The following is a 19,958-nucleotide window of genomic DNA, read 5'->3' as shown; positions in this document are numbered from 1 at the left end:
CGCTCTACCGCCTCGCTTCGAACAGCATTCGGGAAACAAGGCCGAGCAGGACTGTGCCCATCAAATAGCGCTGTATGGCTGACCAGAATGGTCGTTTGGCAAGGAACAGCGCAATCCGGCCCGCGGCGATAACGATGAGTGCGTTGACCGTGAGGCTGACGGCGATCTGGCTGAAGCCGAGCACCAGCGATTGTGAAAGAACATGGCCGCGCGCCGGATCGACGAATTGCGGCAGCAGCGAGAGATAGAGCACGGCCGTTTTCGGGTTCAGGAGATTGGTCATCAACCCCATCATGAACAGCTTGCGCTTGCTGTCGCGCGGCAGTTCCTTGACCGCGAAGACGGCCCGTTCTCCGGGTTTCAGCGCATTCCAGGCGAGATAGACGAGATAGAGCGCCCCCAGGATGCGGATCGTGTCATAGGCATAGGGGACCGCCAGCAGAAGCACGGTCAATCCGAACACCGCGGACAGCATATAGACGACAAAGCCGAGCGCGACGCCGGCAAGCGAAACCAGACCGGCCATCGGCCCCTGCGAGATCGAGCGCGAGACCAGATAGATCATGTTCGGTCCGGGCGTCATCACCATCGCCAGGGCGACGAGGACAAAGGCGAGAAGGTGATGCGGTTCGGGCATAGCGGCGTCCTCTATCAGATTGTTTGCCGACGTTAGGCGGCGATTGCAGTCGATGCAACTTGCCTGCTGCCGTTCAGGCAATGGGCTGACTGGAATAAAATTTCGTGATTTCACCGATAAACGGAAAGCATTGCCTCCCGTCTCTGGCTTGCCATTGTTTCATGCCTCGAAACCGGGCCCCATCCGCCCTACCTAGTGGGTCAAGACATTCAAGGGAGCAAACAGCATGGAACAGAACGGCAAACCCGGCCGCGGGAAGGTTTACGGATCCATCCTCGAAACCATCGGCGATACACCGCTCGTGCGTCTCGACAAGCTGGCTGAAGCCAAGGGCGTGAAGGCCAATCTTCTCGCCAAGCTCGAATTCTTCAATCCGATCGCCTCCGTCAAGGACCGTATCGGCTTCGCGATGATCGAATCGCTCGAGAAGGCCGGCAAGATCACCCCAGGCGTCTCGGTTCTGGTCGAGCCGACCTCGGGCAATACCGGCATCGGCCTTGCCTTTGCAGCCGCCGCCAAGGGTTATCGCCTGATCCTCACCATGCCGGAATCGATGTCGATCGAGCGCCGCAAGATGCTGGCGCTGCTCGGCGCCGAACTGGTGCTGACCGAACCGCCCAAGGGCATGAAGGGCGCGGTCGCAAGAGCCGAGGAAATCGCGGCCGAAACCGAAAATGCGGTGATCCCGCAGCAGTTCGAAAACCCGGCCAACCCGGAAATCCACCGCAAGACGACGGCGGAGGAAATCTGGAACGACACCAATGGCGAGGTCGACATCTTCGTGGCCGGCATCGGCACGGGCGGCACCATCACCGGCGTCGGACAGGTGCTGAAGCAGAAGAAGAAGGGCGTGCATGTGGTTGCCGTCGAGCCGACGGCATCACCGGTTCTTTCCGGCGGCCAGCCCGCGCCGCACAAGATCCAGGGCATCGGCGCCGGTTTCGTGCCGGGTGTGCTCGATACCTCGGTCTATGACGAGATCGTCAAGGTCGAGAACGACGATGCCTTCGCGCTTGCCCGCGAAGTCGCCCGTCTGGAAGGCGTCCCCGTCGGCATTTCGTCGGGTGCCGCGCTGAAGGCTGCGATCGAGGTCGGTTCGCGTCCGGAAAACGAAGGCAAGACCATCGTCGTCATCATCCCGTCCTTTGCCGAGCGCTATCTCTCGACGGCGCTGTTCGACGGCCTCGGGCAGTAACGACGCTTCGGTTTTGATGGAAGGCGCGTGGCGAGAGCTGCGCGCCTTTTTTGTATGCACAGGGGCTGTATTGCTCGCTGTTCGCCCGTTTCGCCCGCCTGAGTAAAAATCGATGGCGGTTGGACTTGCTCCCAATACTCTCTCCCGCTGGCGGGAGAGATGCCCCGAAAGGGCAGTGAGGGTGGCGCGGCATTTCCAAATCTGAGGGCGTTCGAGTGGATAGACTCCCCCCTCACTGTCGCTTTCGCGACATCTCTCGCCTCCGGGGCGAGAAGATTGGAGTGGCTATGCGATGGAGGCCGCCCAAGGAAGGCAGAGTCGCGCCGGTTTCTCGACTGAGTCGGCCCCGCTCACAACCCATGCAGCACATAGGCGGCCTTGACCGCCGCCGAGGCGCGGTTTTCGACGCCGAGCTTCACATAGATGGTTTCGAGATGCTTGTTCACCGTGCGGGTGGAAAGGCCGAGAATATCGCCAATGTCGCGGTTGGTCTTGCCCTTGGCGATCCAGAGCAGCACCTCGGATTCGCGGACTGTCAGCGGGAACTGCCTGCGCAGCGTCTCGTCCTCGCTAACGGGGTTTAGCGGCGTCACGCGGAACAGGAATTCGTTGGCCCCGGTCTGCTCCAGATAGGCGATCTGGAACAGCTTGCGGTCATTGTCGGAAATCGCAAGGTTTGCACCGGCCTCCGGGTCCTCTGCGCCGAGCCAGTCGCCGATCTGGCGGGTGAGGAAGCCGAGGTCCGCACCCATGCCCGCCGCATCGGCAATCAGCCTGCCCGCCTGCGGCGTCATCCAGGCGATGCCGCCTTCGCCATCGGTTGCCAGCAGATGCCGCCCGGTCGCATCCAGCGCCACCCGCGCGCTCTGGGTCGAGCGGGCATTGGCAAGGTGAACCCGGATGCGGGCGCGCAGCTCATCGATATTGATCGGCTTTGTCAGATAATCGACGCCGCCGGATTCCAGCGCATGAACGATATGTTCGGTTTCCGAAAGCCCGGTCATGAAGATCACCGGTGCGGCCGAAGAGGGGCCGGCCTTCAGCCGCCGGCAGGTCTCGAAGCCGTCCATGTTCGGCATCACCGCATCCATCAGCACCAGATCCGGCGTGATTCTTTCGGCGATCGACAGCGCGCTTGCGCCGGAGGTCGCAATCAGCACCGAAAAGCCGGAGGTCTCCAGCGCCTCGGTCAGAAAGCTCAGCGCATCCGGGCTGTCATCGACGAGCAGAATGATTTCCCGTGCATCAGTCACTGTCGGCCTCCGGCAGTTGATCCATGAAACGGAGCAAGCCTTCGAGATCGAAGCGATCGACATAGGCCGAAGCCGCAGTCACGAATGGCTTGTGCGTGGCGGAAAGCGCCTGCAGTTTCTCCCTGATGCCGCGGTGATAGCCGATCCCGGCAAGCCGGATCAATTCCGCCCGGTCGCTTTCCGGAGGGGCCGCGGGTTCTTCCGCGGGCGTGGGGATGTTCGATGTGGCTTCCGCCTCCCGCCAGGTCAGTCCCAGCTGATGCGCCAGCACATCCTTCAGCCGCTTGATGTCGACGGGTTTTGAAAGCGTGTCATTGTGGCTGTCGTCACCGCGTCCGATCACGGCGTCGTCGCCGATATTGGCCGACAGCATGATGATCGGCCGGCCATTGCCGCGTTCGCGAAGTGCGGTGGCGAGCTGCCAGCCATTCATGCCGGGCATGCGGATGTCGAGCAGGAAAAGGTCGGGCCTTGCCGTTTCAACCTGCTGCAGGCAATCGGCGCCATCGCTTGCCAGCAGCACCTCGAAGCCCAGCTGGCGCAGGATCTCCGCCATCATCACGCGGTGATCGGCATTGTCGTCCACCACCATCAAGGTTAGCCGCGGTCCGGCATAGGAACCTGCGCCAATCCCGGCATGGACACGGATCGGGGCCAGGCGGTCGATGGAGGCAAGCATCAGCCGGACGGAGAATGTGGTGCCTTCGCCGGGCCGGCTCTTCACCGCGATGTCGCCGCCCAGCGTATTGACGAGAAGCCTTGTGATGGTGAGGCCGAGACCCAGGCCCGGCTGGTCGGCGGGCTTTGCGCCGCCGCGCTCGAACGGCTCGTAGATCCGGCCGAGATCCTGTTCGGCAATGCCGTTGCCGGTGTCGGACACGGTGAAGGTCGCCACCTGGCTGCGGTAGCGCGCATGGAAGGTGACGGTGCCGCTGTCGGTGAATTTCACCGCATTCGACAACAGGTTGACGAGGATCTGGCGCAGCCGCTTTTCGTCCGTGCGCACATAGGCCGGCAGGTTCGGATCGCGCCCATAGCGGAAGGCTAGCCCCTTGGTGCGGGCCTGGCTCTCGAACATCTCGACGATCTGGTCGAGGAATTCGGCAAGATTGATCTCGTTTGAAAACACCTGAAGCCTGCCGGATTCGATCCGCGAAATATCGAGCAGCCCGTCGATCAGGCCGGAAAGATAATCGGCCGAGCGCCGGATCGACTGGATTGCCGGCTGCCGCGCCTCAGGGATCGTCGGATCGCGCTCCAGCAGTTGCGCATAGCCCGAGACGGCGTTGAGCGGGGTCCTGAGCTCGTGGGAAAGGCCCACGACATAGCGGCTCTTGGCGCGATTGGCGGATTCGGCGGCTTCCTTGGCGGCCTGGAGGGCGGCGTCGGTCTTTTCGTGCGCGGCGATTTCCTTGAGCAGAAGCGTGGTCTGGCGCGAGGATTCCTCCTCTGCCACCTTGCGGCTGTCATGGGCGAGCACGAAGAACCAGGCGACGACGCCGGTGATCAGGGCGAACACGAAAAACACAATCAGCGCGGTATTGTAGACCACGATTTCGGTTTCCGGCGCGGCGCGGGCGGTCTGATAGGCAATCATCGCCAGGATGGCGCCGATGGCCGTGATCGAAAGCGACAGCGTGATGCCGTAGCGGCCGAGGCGGGTGGCAAGCTGGGCAACGATGCGGGCCGGCAGCAATGTGTGGGCAACGGCTGCAAGCTGCGCCTCGAACTTTGCATCCGGTTTGCAGAGATCGTGGCAGCGGCTGTCGAGCGAGCAGCAGAGCGAGCAGATCGGTCCGGCATAGGCGGGACACCAGGCCATGTCCTCGGGCTCGAACGGATGCTCGCAGATCGAGCAGGTGATCGACGGCTTCGACTGCCAGCCCTTGCGCTGACGGCGCGCGAGGTAATAGCGCCCGCCGGTGGCAACCGCGATCGCCGGTGAAGCGACAAAGGCAACGCCAAGCGCGATGAAGGGCGCGAAGGAAATGGCAAGCGTTCCGAAAAGCCCGAAATGCGCGGCGAGCGCCACCGCTCCCGACAGCGTCATCGCGCCGAGCCCGACCGGATTGATGTCGTAGAGATGGGCGCGCTTGAACTCGATGCCGGGGGGCGACAGGCCGAGCGGCTTGTTGATGATCAGGTCGGCGGATATCGTCGACAGCCAGGCCATGGCGACGATCGAGAACACGCTGAGCGAGGCCTCCAGCAGCCGGTAGATGCCGAGCTGCATCAGGAGGAGGGCGATCGCGACATTGAAGACGAGCCACACCACGCGTCCGGGATGGCTGTGGGTGAGGCGCGAGAAGAAGTTGGACCAGGCGAGCGAGCCCGCATAGGCGTTCATGACGTTGATCTTGAGCTGCGAGATCACCACGAAGGCGGCCATCAGCAGCAGCGCTGCGGTCTCGTTCGGGATCATGTAGCCGAAGGCAGTGAGATACATATGCGCCGGGTCGGCGGCCTCTGTGGCCGGAACGCCGGTGGAGAGCACCAGCACGGCCAGAAACGAGCCCGCCATCAGCTTGGGCACGCCGACGATCACCCAGCCAGGACCTGCCAGAAACACGGCAATGCGGTGATGCAGCTTGCGCGTGCCGCTGGCCGGCAGAAACCGCAGGAAGTCCACCTGCTCGCCGATCTGCGGCATCAGCGCGAAGATGACGCCTGCGGCAGCGGCAAAACCGGCGAGCGTGAAGGGCGCCGCCGTGCCGGGGGCGGCCGCTGCAGCATCCACACCGCCGAAGGCGCGCCAGAGCTCGAACTTCTCGACATCCATGAAGGCGATGAAGATGAAGGGGGCGATGTTGAGGATGATCCAGAATGGCTGGGTGACAAGCTGGAAGCGCGAAATCATTCTCACGCCATAGGTCACGAGCGGGATTACCACCACGGCGGAAATCACGTAGCTGATCCAGAGCGGGATGCCGAAGGCAAGCTTCAGCGCGCCGGACATGATCGAGGCCTCGATCGCAAACAGGATGAAGGTGAAGCTCGCATAGATCAGCGAGGTCACCGTCGAGCCGATATATCCGAACGAGGCGCCGCGCGTCAGGAGATCGATGTCGACGCCGTGGCGGATCGCATAGCGGGCAATCGGAAGGCCCGCGAGCAGCATCACGGCGGAGGCGACGATTGCGGCGTAAAAGGCATTGGTGGTGCCATAGGACAGGGTGATCGTGCCGCCGATCGCTTCCAGCGCCAGAAACGAGATCGCCCCGATCGCGGTCTGCGAAATCCGGCTCGACGAGAACCGCCTGGCGCTCTTGGCGGTAAAGCGCAGCGCATAGTCTTCCAGCGTCTGGTTGGCCACCCAGCGGTTATACTCGCGCCGGACGGGAATGATGCGTTGGCGTGGTGTCATGCAATTGCCTGAGATCAAGGTTTACCGGACTGTTTCGGCATCGCTGGCGCTTGGCAAGCAAAAACGCGTGGATATCCGTCTTTCCCGCCGCACTTTTTCCTTTTTTGTTACAATGTTAGGATCGTCGCGCGCAGGACGGTTCCATGTGCCGTATGAGAGAGGGCCCCATGACAAGAACAAACAATAACATCGCCGATCAGACCTTCGGTACCGAGGGCATCGCGCCGATGGAGCGGCCGAGTGCGGTGACGCGCTTTTTCATGGGCATCGTCAACTGGGCCGAGAAGCTCAATCTGAAATATGCGATCCACGGCAATCCGCCGGTCTATGACAATGCCACCTTCCCCTGGTCGAAGGAGATCGAGGCGGCTGCGCCCGCGATCCGCGCCGAACTGGACAAGGTGCTGCTGCGCCAGAGCGAGCTTCCGAGCTTTCAGGATATCTCCACCGATGTGAAGACGATCTCCAGCGACAATCACTGGAAGACGTTCTTTCTGCTCGGCTACGGGCTGAAATCGGAGCAGAACATCAAGACCTGCCCGGACACCTGGGCGGCGATGCAGAAGATACCGGGGCTGACGACGGTCATGTTCTCGATCTTCGAGCCGGGCAAGCATCTGCCCGCCCATCGCGGGCCCTATAACGGCGTGCTGCGCCTTCATCTCGGCATGATCGTGCCGGAAGCAGCGCCCGGTGAGCTTGCGATCCGCGTCAAGGACCAGATCTGCCACTGGGAAGAGGGCAAGGTGCTGATCTTCGACGATGCCTATGAACACGAAGCCTGGAACCATACCGACAAGACCCGCGTGGTGCTGTTCGTCGATTTCGTCAAGCCCACGCGCTTTCCCGCGAAGCTCGTCAACTGGATGCTGATGAACCTTGCCGTGTTCACGCCCTTCATCCGCGAGGGGCTGGATAACCACAAGGACTGGGAAAAGAAGTTTTATGCCGAGGCCGAGGCGCTCAGGAACCGGCCTTAGGGTCAGCGGATTGGTCGGCGGGCACTGACGCATGAGTGCGACGGCGCCCGCTTGACTTGCAGGTTGTCGCAGGCTAACCGGGCTTGGCTGCTGACGCCTGCCGCCCGCACGCCTGCAAGGGCGTTGGTGAAGTCAGTTCGATCTTCGCGTTTTCCTTTTTGAGCGACACTCGAAGCTTTCGGCAATGCGGGTCCCGCAACGCACCGTAAACCCGGCATGAGTGTCCTTGAAGGGCAACGACAATGACCGACAACGCGTCCACCACCGCGCGCGCGAACCCCTATCTTTCGGGTCCGCTTGTTCCTCTCTTTATGAAAACCGCAGCACCGATCGTGCTGCTGATGCTCGTCAGCGGTCTTTATACGATCGTCGACGCCATCTTTCTCGGCATCCTGGTCGGGCCGCGTGCGCTCGCCGCCGTGACGCTTGTGTTTCCGATCTTCATGGCCGTCAACGCGCTGTCGACGCTGGTCTCCTCCGGCATGGCCTCGATCCTGGCCCGAAGGCTGGGTGCCGGCGATGACAACGGCGCCCAGGCAACCCTGCAGTCGGCCATGGCGCTGGCAATGGTGGCGGCCGTTTCCCTGATGGTTCTCTACGTGACGCTCGGCGTCAGGCTGGTCGACTTCTTCGCGGAGGGCGATACGGGGCTTTCAGCCATGGCGAAGACCTATCTTGCGCTTCTGGTGTTCGGCAGTCCGCTTCAGTTTCTGATCGCGATCCAGGGCGATGCACTTCGCTCGGAAGGCAAGCCGGCCGTGATGGCATTGATCGGCGTGCTGGTGACCCTTGCCAATATCGGCTTCAATTATGTCTTCATCGCGGAACTCGACATGGGCGTCGCTGGTTCTGCGATCGGCACGCTTGCGGCGCAGATCGTGGCGCTTGGCGTTGCGGTCTGGCTTCGTGTATCCGGCCGCACGCCGCTGAAGCTTCTTGCGCGAACCGGCCATCGCTTCACCGAAGCGTGGCCGCGCATCCTGGCGCTCGGCCTGCCGGCCTCGCTCGGTCTTGCCGGCACCAGCCTGTCGGCCGGTTGCTACATCATCGGCATCGGCATCTGGAGCGGCGACAATCATGATGTCGCAATTGCGGCTTATGGCATCGCCTCCAGGCTTCTGACCTTCGCCTTCCTGCCGCTGCTCGGGCTGAACTTCGCCTGCCAGTCGATCGTCGGCAACAATTTCGGCGCCGGCGTCTATGAGCGTTCGGACCGCACACTGACAATCGGTCTTTTAACCGGGCTCAGCTACGGGCTTGCCGTTGAGCTTCTCTGCCACTTCGCGGCAGAGCCGATCAGCGCGATGTTCGTGTCCGACCGGGTGGTGATCGCCGAGGCGGTCCATATCGTCAGGATCGTGACGGCGGCCTATATCGTGGTGGCGCCGCTGATGGTGCTGGCCGGTTACTTCCAGGCGCTCGGCATGGCAAGCCGGGCGGCCGCGATCACGCTTGGCCGCACCTATGCCTTCACCATCCCGATGATCTTCATCCTGCCGTTCATCTTTGGTGAGACCGGCTTGTGGATGGCGGCGCCGCTCAGCGATCTCGGCATGCTGGCCGTTGCCGTCGTCGTGCTGTGGCTGAACCGAAACCGCGCCCGTTACGGGGTACTTTACGGGAAGGGCTGAGGACTTCGGTTTGGAGGCGTGCCGAGGTCGGTCCTCCGGCATCCCTGTCAGAGCCGGTCCCAGCTTGCAGGCACGATGTCGTCGCCGCAGATTGCTTCGGAGCGAAACCAGCGGGACGGGGCGATGACGTGCTTGTCGGGGCGGCTGTCGAGCCAGGCGCCCCACCAGCTAAAGGTGCTGTTGGACAGGATGTGAGCATCGCAATGGCTCATCAGCACCATGTCCTCGAAATGCCGGCCGTCATCCTGCGGATCGACAAAGGTGACCGGCCGGTTCGAGCGGATATTGTCGCGCACCCATTGTGGATCGTCGGAAAACACGAAATAGCGCGCTTCCGGCATGCGGGTTTCGATCCGCGCCATTGCCGCATGATACCATTCCGGCGAGAACGTGCCGAGCATGTCGGCAATGTCGGGGCTCAGGACGTAATCGCCGCGGCGCACATGCAGCGAAACCGCATTGCCCGACGCCATATCGTTGGCGACCGCCTGGCGCGCCGGCGCGAAAGGTTCCTTCAGCGTGAGCTCGCGGCGGATCGCATCCTGCTGATCGAGGAAATAAAGCTCGCTCTGCCAGAAGCCCGTCAGGTAGAGACGCTTGTTCAGCCTCGCGATCTCGGGAGAGAAGCCGTGTCCCGCTTCGGACACTCTTTTCTGCTGTCCCAGGCAGGAGAGGATGTGGTTCGCGATGGTCTGCTGCAGGCCGGACTTGAATTTCGGCGGGCGTTGCCATTTGCTGGTCAGCACCCGCGCCTCGATGTTGAAATGGGGCAGCTCGAACTTGCGATAGGCATCGCGCTTCATGCTGGTGATGTCGAGCGCGGTGCTGCGGCCCGTGCGCAGGCCGAGCGCGCGCGCCATGGCGTACTGGAACATCTGGTTGCCGAGGCCACCCTTGATCTGCGCCGTAATCATTGTGGTCCGGTCATGTGCATGTCAGGCCTTCAGAACCTTGTCCGGGTTCATGATGCCTGCCGGATCGAATGCCTTCTTGATGCGCTGCATCATTTCGATCTCGATCGGCTGGCGGATCCGCGCCAGCTCGTCGCGCTTCAGCCTGCCGATGCCGTGTTCTGCGGAAATCGAACCGCCATGGGCAAGCACGATCGCGTGGACGATCTCGTTGACCTCGCCCCAGCGGGCAAGGAACGCCGCCTTGTCCGCGCCTTCCGGCTGCGAGATGTTGTAGTGGATATTGCCGTCGCCGATATGCCCGAACGCGCAGATTCGTGCGCCTGCTACGGCCCGCATGACAGCCGCGTCCGCCTCATGCAGGAAGGCGGGCACGGAGGAGACCGGCACGGAAACATCGTGCTTGATCGATCCGCCTTCAGGCTTCTGCGCTTCCGACATGGTTTCGCGCATGTGCCAGAGTTCTGCGATTTCCGCTTCAGACTTGGCGATCACGGCGTCTTCGACGATGCCTTTCTCGAAGGCTTCCTCCAGCGCGGCGGTGATCATCCGGTCGGCGGAATCCTGATTGTCGAAGGTCGATATGTCGATCAGCGTGTACCACGGATAGGAGCCCGACAGCGGATTGCGCGCGCCATCGGTATGCTTCACGGTGAAGGCGAAGGCCATTTCGGCCATGAGTTCGAACCCGGTCAGCGCGGCGCCGCAGCGATTGCCGAAGAGATTGAACAGGGCAAGCGCCTGTTCGGGTGAGGAAACCGCGGCAAAGGCCACCTGATGCCCCTTCGGACGCGGGAACAGCTTCAGTACCGCGCCGGTGATGATGCCGAGCGTGCCTTCCGCGCCGATGAAGAGGTCGCGCAGATCATAGCCGGTATTGTCCTTCTTCAGCGATCGAAGGCCGTCCCAGATTTCGCCGGTGGGCAGCACGACTTCGAGCCCGAGGCAGAGATTGCGCATATTGCCATAGGCAAGCACCGCCGTGCCGCCGGCATTGGTCGCAAGATTGCCGCCGATCCGCGCCGATCCTTCGGAGCCGAGCGAGAGCGGAAACAGCCGGTCGACCTCTGCCGCCGCCTTGTGCACGTCGGCAAGGATCACGCCGCCATCGACCACCATGAAATTGCCGGAGGCATCGACCTTGCGGATCGCCGTCATCCGCTCCATCGACAGCACGATATCGGTGCCCGCCTCGCGCGGAACCGCGCCGCCGACATGGCCGGTGCGTCCGCTCGCCGGGACCACCGGCGTGCCGGTTTCGCTCGCAAGCTTCAGGATCGCCGACACCTCTTCCGTCGAACCGGGCTTCAGCACCAGCGATGTCTTGCCGTGGTAAAGGCCGCGGGTTTCGATGAGGAAGGGGGCGATGTCGCTTGCTTCGGTCAGCGCATGGCGCGCGCCGACAATGGCTGAGAAACGGGCGATCAGGTCAGCGGAAGGTCCGGTCATTCAGGCATTGTCCTCGGGGCGCGGGGCGGCAGCGCGGGCAAGGCGGTCGTTGATCGCCTCGCCGATGCCATCATGGGGGATCGGCGTTACGGCTATGGAGGTGGCGCCGCTCTGATCGGCCTGCTTCATCACGTCGTAAAGCCTGCTTGCGGCTTCGGCGGTGTCACCCGTTTCGGAAAGCTGCAGGGTGACGTGGGCGCCTTCCGCATTGCCGACCTCAGGCGCGCCGAACAGGATCAGCGCCTCTCCGGGTTCGACATGGGTCGCGTTGAGCCTGACGGCCGCGTCCGGGGCGTAATGCGATGCCATCATGCCGGGGGCTTCGATCGCGCCAGACATGGCCGGTCGCACAATGTCGAAGCCTGTCAGGCGCTCGACGGCCTCCGCCGGAATGCCGCCGGGCCGGAGAAGCGTGATGGTGTCGTCCTCGACCTTCAAAATGGTCGATTCCACGCCGACGATCGAGGGACCTGCGTCGATGATCAGCTCCAGCCGGTCGCCGAGATCGGCCTCGACATGCTGCGCCGTGGTCGGGCTCAGCCTGCCGGAGCGGTTGGCGCTCGGCGCTGCCAGCGGGCGGTCGGCTTCGGCAATCAACCTACCGGCAAAGCCGCGCGGCACCCTGACGGCGACGGTCCTGAGGCCGGCCGTTGCCGCTGGCGCGATCCCGGCATCCGGTTTCAGCGGCAAAACCAGCGTCAGCGGACCGGGCCAGAAGGCCTCTGCGAGTTCACGCGCAAGCGGGGAAAAGTCGGCATAGCGCTCGGCCATGGCAAGATCGGCCATATGGCAGATCAGGGGATTGAAGGCGGGCCGGTTCTTGGCGGCATAAATCTTCTGGATCGCCGCGCCATCGGTCGCGTCGCCCGCCAGACCGTAGACGGTTTCCGTCGGAATGGCGACCAGCTCGCCTGCAACCAGCAAGCGCCGGCCCTCGGCCAGCGCCAGGTTCTCGTCCCGGCTGATGTCGATGATCCGCGCCATGGATTTTCCGCCCTTCCTGTTTCACACTCGTTTAAGACAACAGGGCTTTCGAAAAAAGGATTTTCTGATGCGCCGGATATTCTCGGGTGGAATTTATGAGGCAAGGATCGGCTATTGCCGCGCCGTGGTCGCGGGCGGCTTCGTCCATGTCGCCGGCACGACCGCGCAGGGGACGGACATCCCCGACGATGTGGTCGGCCAGTGCCGCTCGGCCCTTGCCGCGATCGAGATGGCGCTGTTCGAGGCGGGCTCGGGCTTCGACGATGTCGTGCGGGTCACCTATTATCTTCCGAAAGCGTCCGACTTCGAGGCCTGCTGGCCGCTTCTTTCCGAAACCTTCGGCGCCAATCCGCCAGCGGCGACCATGCTTGAATGCGGTCTGATCGATCCGAAATACCGGATCGAAATCGAGGTGACGGCGCTTGCCCGCGCCTGATGCGTGCACGGCAGACGTGTCGTCTTTTCCGAAAGTCATGTCGTGATTGGAATGCATGCGGGCGGGGGCTGGTGATTAAATGAGCCATACCGCACGTCTTCGCCCCGGAGGCCGCCATGACGATACGCCAGAAAATGCTGCACGCGCTGCAGAACCGCCGTGACGGCTTCACGCTTTCCCAGCCGTTTTACACCGATCCGGATTATTTCCGCGTCGACATGGAAAACTTCTACTACCGCGACTGGCTGTTCGTCGCCCATGACTGCGAGTTGCCGCGTCCGGGCAATTATCTGACGATCCAGATCGGGGATTATTCGGTGGTGCTGACGCGCGGCCGCGACAAGGTCATCCGGGCGCTGCACAACTCCTGCCGTCATCGCGGTTCGCGGGTCTGCTCGTCGGAGAAGGGCACAACCGCCAAGCTCGTCTGCCCCTATCACCAGTGGACCTATGATCTCGACGGTTCGCTGCAATATGTCCGCCATATGGGCGAGGATTTCGACAAGGCGCAATATGGGCTGAAGCCTGTGCATTGCGAGAGCATCGAAGGCTATATCTTCATCTGTCTTGCCGAAAACGCGCCCGATATTGCGCCGCTGCGGGAAAAAATCGCGCCCTATCTCGCGCCGCACAATATTCCGGAAACCAAGGTCGCCTTCAAATCCTCGATCGTGGAGAAGGGCAACTGGAAGCTCGTCTGGGAAAACAACCGCGAATGCTATCATTGCGCGGCCAACCATCCGGAACTCTGCCGCACCTATCCGGAAGCCGCCTCCGTCACCGGCGTGCAGGGCATGGCCGATGATCCGGAAATCCAGGCGCACTGGGCCCATTGCGAGGCGGCGGGACTGGAGGCGAAGTTTTTCATTGCCCCGGATGGCCAGTTCCGCATCACGCGCATGCCGCTGATCCAGGGCGCGGAAAGCTACACCATGTCGGGCCAGCGCGCGGTGAAGCGGCCGATGGGTCCGAAGACCACAGCCGCCGGCATCGGCGCGCTGCTGCTGTTTCATTACCCGACCACCTGGAACCATTTTCTGGGCGACCACGCCATCTCCTTCCGCGTGCTGCCGCTGGGGCCGGAAGAGACCGAAGTCACCACCACCTGGATGGTGCCGAAGGACGCGGTCGAGGGGATCGACTATGATCTCGAGGAACTCACCCATGTGTGGAAATTCACCAATGATCAGGACCGCCAGATCGTCGAGGAGAATGCCCGCGGCATCCGCTCGCCCGCCTATGAGCCCGGCCCTTACTGCGCCGAGGATGAAGGCGGGGTGATGCAGTTCGTCGAATGGTATGCGAACACCTCGATTTCGCGCCTTTCCGACAAGGCCTCGCCGCTGTCGATCGTTGCCTGACATGGCGAAAGCGAAGCCCTTCAAGCATATCGACGAGATGGTGCCGTGGAATGGCCGCGAGCATATGCTCGAATGCGTGGCCTGGACGCCGGAAGCACCGGATGTGATGACCTTCACCTTCAAGGCGGAAGAGGAAAACATCTGGTTCCGCTACATGCCGGGTCAGTACATCACGCTTGAGCTGCCGGTCGGGCCGGAACCGGTTCTTCGCACCTACACCATCTCCTCGAGCCCGACCCGGCCCTTTACCATCGCCGTCACGGTCAAGGCCCAGAAGGACAGCATCGGCACGCGCTGGATGTTCGAGAACCTGCATCCCGGCATGAAGCTGAAGGCGATCGGTCCGCTCGGTGATTTTTCATACGTCACCAAGCCGGCGGACAAATATCTGTTCATCTCGGCGGGTTCCGGCATCACGCCGATGATGTCGATGACGCGCGATCTCGGCGACCGCGATCCCGATACCGATATCGCCTTCATCCATTGCGCCCGATCTCCGAACGACATCATCTTTCGGTGGGAGCTGGAGTACAAGGCGCGCTACATGCCGTTCTTCAATCTCGGCTTCATCGTGACCGAGATTGAACGCACCCAGCTCTGGTCGGGGCTGAAGGGCTTTATCGACCGTGCCAAGATCGCGCTGCTGGTGCCGGACTTCATGGAGCGCCGGGTGTTCTGCTGCGGTCCTGATCCGTTCATGGCAACGGTCAGGGAATCGCTGCAGAGCTCCAGCTTCGACATGGAGAACAACTACTTCCAGGAAACGTTCAAGCCGGAAGCCCCGCCGCCGACCGTGGTTATCGGCGATAGTCCGGACGACGACAAGCGGCTGGTGATCGAATTTGCGGAATCCGGGGTGAAGGCGGAGGTGCCGCCGGGCTTCACGATCCTCCAGACTGCGCGCAGCGCCGGCGTGCGCATTCCCGCCGCCTGCGAAAGCGGCATCTGCGGCACCTGCCGCACATTCTGCAAGTCCGGCAAGGTCGACATGCAGCATAATGGCGGCATTCTCGATGACGAGATCGAGGAGGGTTATATCCTTGCTTGCTGTTCCCGTCCGCTGACGGATGTGGAAGTCGAAGCCTGACACCTCGGTAATTTATTATAAAAATTTGCGACGGAAGCATATTTATAATAATAAATTATCCTCAGAAGGAGGGGCTTGATGAAACCCGTCGTCAACATGGAGCGGCTGCGGTCGCTTCTCAATGGCATCAATGCTTTCGGGCGTCTTGAGACCGGCGGCTTCAACCGCATCGGCTTCAGCGATGCCGACATGGCTGTGCGCGACTGGTTCGCAGCGGAGATGCGGGCGGATGGGCTGACGGTTACCCGCGACGGCGCCAATTCCGTCTTCGGCCGCTACGGCGCGGCGGATGCACCTTCGATCATGGCCGGCTCCCACCTCGACACCGTTGCAAACGGCGGCGCCTTTGATGGCGCGCTCGGCGTTGCCGTGGCGCTCGAATGCGTGCGAGCGATGAAAGATGCCGGCATCCGGCCCGCCTTCCCGATCGAGATCGTTGCCACCAGCGAGGAGGAGGGGCGTTTCGGGGGAATGCTCGGATCGCAGGCGATCGCCGGGCTCGTGACCCGTGACTGGCTTGATCACGCCGCCGATGCCGATGGCGTGACGTTGAAGGACGCGATGCGCGCCGGGGGACTTGATCCGGATGCCGTGCTCGCTTCGGCCCGCAAGCCGGGATCCGTCAAGGCCTTCCTCGAACTCCATATCGAGCAGGGACCTGTGCTGGAGCGTGAGGGCACCGCGATCGGTTTACCGGAAGGCGCGACCGGCATCGTCAATCTTCAGGTCCGCCTCCGGGGAACCGCCAATCATTCCGGCACGACGCCGATGGATATGCGCGCCGATGCCTTTGCAGGGCTTGCCGAAATCGCGGTCGCCATACCGCAGTTGATTTCCGAATCAGGCTCCGACATCGCCCGCATCACCATCGGCAAGGTCGAGCTCGCGCCAAACCATCCCCATACCATTCCCGGCGATGCGGTGTTTTCGGTGATCATTCGCGATGCCGCCGAAGAGGTGATGCGCGGCCTGCAGGCGGCTTTCGGCGAGACCTGCGCCCGGGTCTCGGGAAAGCACGGACTTGCCTTTGCAATCGAGGAAAAAAGCTTCATCCCACCGGTCGCCTTCGACCGCGAACTGGCCGCCCTGCTGCACGAGGAAGCAGGCAGCCTCGGTCTTGCCGCCCGACCGATGATCTCTGGCGCCGGCCATGATGCGCAAACGATGATGACGCTCTGCCCTTCAGCGATGATCTTCGTGCCGAGCCGGCACGGCATATCGCATGCGCCCGAGGAACACACGGATTGGCACGACATCGAAAAGGGCGCGACGCTGATGCTCGCGGCGCTGATGCGGCTTTCGGCGGGCTGACAAGGCCGTGGTGCCGCAACCGGTCTTCTGCTAGGGACACGGTCGGAGAGATGGTCGGAGACACCGATGGCAAGCCCCTACAGATCCTACATCATCTGCACCTCGCCCCGCAGCGGCAGCACGCTGCTTTGCAGGATGCTCTCTGCGACCGGCATCAGCGGCGCGCCAGATTCGCATTTTCACCGCCCCTCCGTTGAGGCATGGATGAAGAGCCATGGGGTGACGTCGGGTGAGGGAGAAGACGCGGCGGCAAGGCTTACGCGCGTCTTCGACGCGGCAGTCGCCACCGGTACTGCAGGCACGGGGATGTTCGGGCTGCGCCTTCAGTGCGGCAGCTTTCCTTACTTCATGGAGCGGCTGGCAGAGCTTCATACCGGCCTTTTTTCAGACATGGCCCGAATTGAAGCCCGATTCGGGCCGACGCGCATCATTCATCTGACGCGCACCGACAAGGTGGCCCAGGCGGTCTCATGCGTGAAGGCGGAGCAGACCGGGCTCTGGCATGTGGCGCCGGATGGCACCGAGATCGAACGCCTCGGGAACCATCGCGATCCGGTCTATGACGGTAAAGCGCTTCAGGCATGGTACGACACCATGGTTAATTACGAGCGCCAATGGGAGGACTGGTTTGCAAGGGAAGGGATCGCGCCGCTGCGGCTTGACTATGATCGCCTCTCGCTAGACCCGCGCGGCACGCTGCGGGACGTATTGCTGGCGCTCGGGCTTGATGGCAGTGCTGCCGATCGGGTTTCGCCGGTTGTGAAGAAGATCGCAGACGATATCAACGACGACTGGGCGGTAAGGCTGAGGGCTCAGATCGCCGAATAGAACTGGAACGTTGCAAAACCGACGGCGAGGATGGCCGCAAGGACGACGCCGGCGATCAGCGCGAATTCCGCACTGTGGCCGAAAGTGTTCGAACGGCGTAAGGATCGGTGTTGCATGACAGTTCTTGCTTGGGCTGCTTCGGTGACTGTCATCATCGTTGGTTTGCCTTCTTGCGGCGTTAACAGACATGGTTACTGTTCTGTAAAACTCTTGAAAGCTTGAAAGTGTTCCCGCATACCCTTGAAGAAGCTTGTGGTTTGCCAAGAGGGAAGGCAGGCGCTAGACAGACGAACCCATTTTTATCGGAAGTATTTCATGGCGCGTGCCTTTCTTTACGTCCTCGATTCCTTCGGCATTGGCGGTGCGCCGGATGCCCGCGCCTATGGCGATCTCGGCGCCGATACCCTCGGCCATATCGCAGAGTTCTGTGCAGCAGGCCTTGGCGACAGGGACGGGCTCAGATCCGGTCCGCTGGCGCTTCCCAACATGGCCGCCCTAGGACTTCTGGATGCGGCAAGGCTGGCGACTGGCAACGCAGCTGCAGGCATGACGCCGCCCGAACGTCCGCTTGGTCTATACGGTGCGGCAAGCGAGGTGTCGCGCGGCAAGGACACGCCTTCGGGTCACTGGGAGATCGCGGGCACGCCCGTTATGTTCGACTGGGGCTATTTCGCGGATGGCGAGAACTGCTTCCCTGAGGATCTGCTTGCGACAATCTACCGCGAGGCCGACATTCCCGGCAGTCTCGGCAATTGCCACGCGTCTGGCACCGAGATCATCAAGCGTTTCGGACAGGAGCATGTCTGGACGCGCAAGCCGATCTTCTACACCTCGACCGACAGCGTGTTCCAGATCGCCGCACATGAATATCATTTCGGCCTCGACAGGCTGATGAAGCTTTGCGCCGTGGTGCGCGAACTGACTTATGACCTCAATATCGGCCGGGTCATCGCCCGCCCCTTTACCGGCGAGACTGCCGAGACCTTCAAGCGGACCGCAAACCGGCGCGACTTCTCGATCGAGCCGCCGGAGCCGACGCTGCTTGACCGGGTGGAAGAGGCGGGCGGAAGCGTGCACGCGGTCGGCAAGATCTCGGATATCTTCGCCGGCAAGGGCGTCACCAAACTCTACAAGGGCGATGGCAATGCGGCGCTGGTCGATGCCAGTCTGAAGGCGATCGGGGAGGCCCGCAGCGGCGATCTCGTCTTCACCAACCTGGTCGATTTCGACATGCTTTACGGGCACCGGCGCGATGTGCCGGGCTATGCCGCAGCGCTCGAAGCCTTCGATGCCCGCATTCACGATATTGCCGAAAGACTGCGGCCCGGCGACGTGGTGGTGCTGACGGCCGATCACGGCTGCGATCCCACCTGGCGAGGATCCGACCATACGAGGGAGCGTGTGCCGGTTCTGGTCTTCGGCCCGGGCATTGTACCCGGTTCCCTCGGCGTGCGCGATACCTTCGCCGACATCGCCCAGAGCATTGCCACGCACCTGGGTCTTGCGCCCTTCAACAATGGAAGGTCCTTCCTGTGATCAAGGCCGAGCTTCACTGCCATATCGAAGGCGCCACGCCGCCCGCACTCGCCGCCCGTCTTGCCGATAAATACGGGCTCGACCTGTCGCGCTATCTCGCGGATGGCCGCTATCTGTGGAATGACTTCTCCAGTTTCATCGCCTGCTATGCGGCCATCGCAAACGTCTTCCGCTCGGAAGAAGACTTCGCAGCGCTTGCCGAGGCCTATCTCACCGAGCTTGCGGCGGTCGACACGATCTATGCCGAGCTGTTCGTGTCGCCGGAGCAGGGGCTTCTTGCCGGGCTTTCCAGGGACGGATACATGCGCGCGATCACCGCGGGCATCGAGACCGCACGCGACAAGACCGGTATCGAGGCCCGGATGGTGATGATCGGCGAGCGCCATATGGGCCCGGAACAGGTGGAAGGGGCGGCACGCTATGCTGTTTCCTGCGATTTCCCGCTGCTGACCGGCTTCAACATGGCGGGCGACGAGCGCATGGGCACGGTTGCCGATTTTGCGCGCGCCTTCGAGATCGCCCGCGATGGCGGGCTCGGCCTCACCATTCATGCGGGCGAAGTCTGCGGCCCGTTCTCGGTGCGCGATGCGCTCGATCTCGTCCGTCCGGAGCGCATCGGCCACGGTGTGCGGGCGGCGGAAGAACCCGACCTCGTGAAAAGGCTTGCCGATGAAGGCGTGGTGCTCGAGGTGTGTCCGAGCTCCAACATCGCGCTTTCGGTCTATCCGGACCTCGCAAGCCATCCGCTGCGCAGGCTTCACGATGCCGGCGTGAAGGTGACGCTGAATTCCGACGACCCGCCCTTCTTCGACACATCGCTTGAAGCCGAGTATGCGGCGGCGCGTGACGAGATGGGCTTTTCGCCTGCCGAGATCGATGGCATGACGCGCACCGCCATAGAGGCAGCCTTCGTCGACGAGGCCACCCGGGCGCGTCTCCTGGCGCGGCTTGCCGGCTGAACACGGGAAAACCGGGCGCAAGGTCCGGTTTTGCCT

At 62.5% G+C, this 19,958-nt stretch carries 17 protein-coding genes; 10 read left to right on the top strand and 7 right to left on the bottom strand.

Annotated features, from left to right (window positions below; translation table 11 throughout):
• Positions 1-4: 4 nt before the first annotated feature.
• Positions 5-637, bottom strand: a complete 633-nt coding sequence (locus HPQ62_RS08250; protein WP_174802070.1) for a LysE family translocator — start codon at positions 635-637, stop codon at positions 5-7.
• A gap of 226 nt (positions 638-863) precedes the next feature.
• Here HPQ62_RS08250 and cysK point away from each other — a divergent pair, with 226 nt between their 5' ends.
• Positions 864-1,832 (top strand): cysteine synthase A, encoded by a 969-nt coding sequence (gene cysK, locus HPQ62_RS08245; protein ID WP_174802069.1) that lies wholly within the window; start codon positions 864-866, stop codon positions 1,830-1,832.
• Between the two features lie 350 nt (positions 1,833-2,182).
• Here the strand turns inward: cysK and HPQ62_RS08240 are convergent, their stop codons facing one another.
• A complete protein-coding gene (locus HPQ62_RS08240) occupies positions 2,183-3,085 on the bottom strand; it encodes a response regulator (protein WP_342343689.1) in 903 nt (300 codons plus the stop codon).
• Entirely contained in the window at positions 3,078-6,449 is a 3,372-nt protein-coding gene (locus HPQ62_RS08235) for a hybrid sensor histidine kinase/response regulator (RefSeq protein ID WP_174802067.1), read from the bottom strand. Before HPQ62_RS08235 ends, HPQ62_RS08240 begins: the two co-directional genes overlap by 8 nt.
• Positions 6,450-6,616: 167 nt before the next feature.
• Between HPQ62_RS08235 and olsC the strand changes: the two genes are divergently transcribed.
• Together olsC and HPQ62_RS08225 are read left to right on the top strand one after the other, a co-directional pair.
• Positions 6,617-7,429, top strand: coding sequence for an ornithine lipid ester-linked acyl 2-hydroxylase OlsC (gene olsC, locus HPQ62_RS08230; RefSeq protein ID WP_244629609.1), 813 nt, complete (start codon positions 6,617-6,619; stop codon positions 7,427-7,429).
• Positions 7,430-7,671: 242 nt separating this feature from the next.
• A complete protein-coding gene (locus tag HPQ62_RS08225) occupies positions 7,672-9,060 on the top strand; it encodes an MATE family efflux transporter (RefSeq protein WP_174802066.1) in 1,389 nt (462 codons plus the stop codon).
• 47 nt (positions 9,061-9,107) lie between these two features.
• On the opposite strand, the gene HPQ62_RS08220 is transcribed toward HPQ62_RS08225, so the two are convergent.
• From HPQ62_RS08220 to HPQ62_RS08210, 3 genes are read right to left on the bottom strand one after another with little or no spacing between them, the layout of a single operon-like run.
• Positions 9,108-9,974 (bottom strand): alpha-1,2-fucosyltransferase, encoded by an 867-nt coding sequence (locus HPQ62_RS08220; protein WP_174802065.1) that lies wholly within the window; start codon positions 9,972-9,974, stop codon positions 9,108-9,110.
• Between the two features lie 21 nt (positions 9,975-9,995).
• Positions 9,996-11,420, bottom strand: coding sequence for an FAD-binding oxidoreductase (locus HPQ62_RS08215; RefSeq protein WP_174802064.1), 1,425 nt, complete (start codon positions 11,418-11,420; stop codon positions 9,996-9,998).
• On the bottom strand, positions 11,421-12,404 hold the full coding sequence (locus HPQ62_RS08210) for an L-threonylcarbamoyladenylate synthase (protein ID WP_174802063.1): 984 nt from the start codon (positions 12,402-12,404) through the stop codon (positions 11,421-11,423).
• A 67-nt stretch (positions 12,405-12,471) separates the two neighbouring features.
• On the opposite strand from HPQ62_RS08210, the gene HPQ62_RS08205 reads away from it, so the two are divergent.
• The 5 genes from HPQ62_RS08205 (at position 12,472) to HPQ62_RS08185 (ending at position 17,427) form a co-directional block, all read left to right on the top strand.
• Positions 12,472-12,840 carry a RidA family protein gene (locus HPQ62_RS08205; RefSeq protein WP_174802062.1) on the top strand — a complete coding sequence of 123 codons (369 nt, stop codon included), beginning with the start codon at positions 12,472-12,474 and terminating at the stop codon, positions 12,838-12,840.
• Between the two features lie 116 nt (positions 12,841-12,956).
• Positions 12,957-14,201 carry an aromatic ring-hydroxylating oxygenase subunit alpha gene (locus HPQ62_RS08200; protein WP_174802061.1) on the top strand — a complete coding sequence of 415 codons (1,245 nt, stop codon included), beginning with the start codon at positions 12,957-12,959 and terminating at the stop codon, positions 14,199-14,201.
• A gap of 1 nt (position 14,202) precedes the next feature.
• A complete protein-coding gene (locus HPQ62_RS08195; RefSeq protein ID WP_280516263.1) occupies positions 14,203-15,288 on the top strand; it encodes an FAD-binding oxidoreductase in 1,086 nt (361 codons plus the stop codon).
• 78 nt (positions 15,289-15,366) lie between these two features.
• A complete protein-coding gene (locus HPQ62_RS08190; RefSeq protein WP_174802060.1) occupies positions 15,367-16,599 on the top strand; it encodes a Zn-dependent hydrolase in 1,233 nt (410 codons plus the stop codon).
• A gap of 66 nt (positions 16,600-16,665) precedes the next feature.
• Positions 16,666-17,427, top strand: coding sequence for a Stf0 family sulfotransferase (locus HPQ62_RS08185; RefSeq protein WP_174802059.1), 762 nt, complete (start codon positions 16,666-16,668; stop codon positions 17,425-17,427).
• On the opposite strand, the gene HPQ62_RS21180 is transcribed toward HPQ62_RS08185, so the two are convergent.
• Positions 17,412-17,543: a hypothetical protein gene (locus HPQ62_RS21180; protein WP_280516262.1), complete on the bottom strand. Its 132-nt coding sequence runs from the start codon at positions 17,541-17,543 to the stop codon at positions 17,412-17,414. The two genes, HPQ62_RS08185 and HPQ62_RS21180, sit on opposite strands and share 16 nt — an antisense overlap.
• 199 nt (positions 17,544-17,742) lie before the next feature.
• Here HPQ62_RS21180 and HPQ62_RS08180 point away from each other — a divergent pair, with 199 nt between their 5' ends.
• Together HPQ62_RS08180 and HPQ62_RS08175 are read left to right on the top strand one after the other, a co-directional pair.
• Positions 17,743-18,963, top strand: coding sequence for a phosphopentomutase (locus HPQ62_RS08180; RefSeq protein WP_174802058.1), 1,221 nt, complete (start codon positions 17,743-17,745; stop codon positions 18,961-18,963).
• Positions 18,960-19,922, top strand: coding sequence for an adenosine deaminase (locus HPQ62_RS08175; RefSeq protein ID WP_174802057.1), 963 nt, complete (start codon positions 18,960-18,962; stop codon positions 19,920-19,922). Before HPQ62_RS08180 ends, HPQ62_RS08175 begins: the two co-directional genes overlap by 4 nt.
• Positions 19,923-19,958 lie beyond the last annotated feature (36 nt).

The organism is Martelella limonii, assembly GCF_013344475.1.
GTDB lineage: Bacteria > Pseudomonadota > Alphaproteobacteria > Rhizobiales > Rhizobiaceae > Martelella > Martelella limonii.
Note: the sequence above shows the minus strand (reverse complement) of the source record. Positions and strands in the feature narration are given on the sequence as shown.